Here is a 1,840-nt window from a genome sequence, read left to right on the forward strand (position 1 = left end):
GCCTGGGAGCACTTCGAGGAAGGCTTCATCGCCTTTCTTCTGGCTGCCATGACCCTGATCACCTTCGTTTACGTGATCCTCAACAACTTCTACACCCTGTTCTACTGGCTGGGTGACTATTTCGGCGGCAATGAAGCCCTGCTGGGTATCGGTGACGCCATCCTCGACATGGCCCAGGCCATGACCTGGAGCAACGCGCTGACCAAGGCGCTGTTCGGCTGGCTGATCTTCTTCGGCCTGGCCTACGGCGTGCGCACCGCCGGCCACATTGGCGTCGATGCCCTGGTCAAGCTCGCTCCGCGTGGCATTCAGCGCATCATCGGTGTGATCGCCTGCCTGTGCTGCCTGGGCTACGCCGGCCTGATCGCCGTCGGCAGTTTCGACTGGGTGCGTACCCTGTTCATCGCCGGCATCGGTGCCGAAGACCTCGGCCACTACGGCATCCAGCAATGGCACATCGGCATGATCGTGCCCTTCGGCTACGCCATGGTGTTTATCCGCTTCCTGGAAATTCTCGTGCGCATTCTGCGCAACCAGCAGACCGGCCTTGGCCTGGCTGACGAAGCCGCCGACGCCCTGAAGGTCAATGAGCACGAGGAGGCCAAATAATGACCGTTCTGTTCCTCTTCCTGCTGCTGTTCCTGCTGATGTTCATCGGCGTGCCGATCGCCGCCTCGCTCGGTCTGGCCGGCTCGATCACCATCATGCTGTTCAGCCCCGACTCGGTGCGTTCGCTGGCGATCAAGCTGTTCGAAACCAGCGAGCACTACACCCTGCTGGCGATCCCGTTCTTCCTGCTCTCCGGTGCGTTCATGACCACTGGCGGCGTGGCCCGCCGCCTGATCGACTTCGCCAACGCCTGCGTCGGCCACATTCGTGGCGGCCTGGCCATCGGCGCGGTGCTGGCGTGCATGCTGTTCGCCGCACTGTCCGGCTCGTCGCCGGCCACGGTTGCCGCCGTCGGCTCCATCGCCATCGCCGGCATGGTCCGTTCCGGTTACCCGCAGGCGTTCGGCGCCGGCATCGTCTGTAACGCCGGTACCCTGGGCATCCTGATTCCGCCGTCGATCGTCATGGTGGTGTACGCCGCCGCCACCGAGCAGTCGGTGGGCAAGCTGTTCATGGCCGGGGTGATCCCGGGCGTGCTGCTCGGCCTGGTGCTGATGATCGCCATCTACGTGGTTGCGCGGATCAAGAAGCTGCCAGCGCTGCCGCGTGCCAGCTTCCGCGAGTGGCTGCGCTCGGCGCGCGAGGCCTTCTGGGGCCTGCTGCTGATGGTGATCATCCTCGGCGGTATCTACACCGGCATGTTCACCCCGACCGAGGCCGCTGCTGTAGCCGCGGTGTACGCCGGCTTCGTCGCCCTGTTCGTGTACAAGGACCTGACCATCCGCGAGTGCCCGAAGGTGCTGCTGGAGTCCGGCAAGCTGACCATCATGCTGATGTTCATCATCGCCAACGCCATGCTCTTCGCTCACGTGCTGACCACCGAGCAGATCCCGCAGCAGATCACCGCCTGGGTGGTGGAGCTGGGCCTGCAGCCGTGGCAGTTCCTGCTGGTGGTGAACATCGTGCTGCTGATCGCCGGTGCCTTCATGGAGCCGTCGGCGATCATCCTGATCCTGGCGCCGATCCTGTTCCCGATCGCCGTGCAGTTGGGCATCGACCCGATCCACCTGGGCATCATCATGGTGGTGAACATGGAGATCGGCCTGATCACCCCGCCAGTGGGCCTGAACCTGTTCGTCACCTCGGCGGTGACCGGCATGCCGCTGACCTCGGTCATCCGCGCGGCGCTGCCGTGGCTGATGATGCTGATCAGCTTCCTGCTGGTGATCAC

At 64.1% G+C, this 1,840-nt stretch carries 2 protein-coding genes; both read left to right on the forward strand.

The window, feature by feature from the left end; genetic code table 11:
* Positions 1-609, forward strand: a 609-nt coding sequence (locus ACJRW5_RS24875; RefSeq protein ID WP_484573135.1) for a TRAP transporter small permease, incomplete at its 5' end; no start/stop codon positions are given.
* Positions 609-1,840, forward strand: a 1,232-nt coding sequence (dctM, locus tag ACJRW5_RS24880) for a C4-dicarboxylate TRAP transporter large permease protein DctM (RefSeq protein ID WP_484573136.1), incomplete at its 3' end; no start/stop codon positions are given. The genes ACJRW5_RS24875 and dctM, both read left to right, overlap by 1 nt.

It is taken from the genome of Pseudomonas pichavaramensis, assembly GCF_050473265.1.
Taxonomy (GTDB): Bacteria; Pseudomonadota; Gammaproteobacteria; order Pseudomonadales; family Pseudomonadaceae; genus Aquipseudomonas.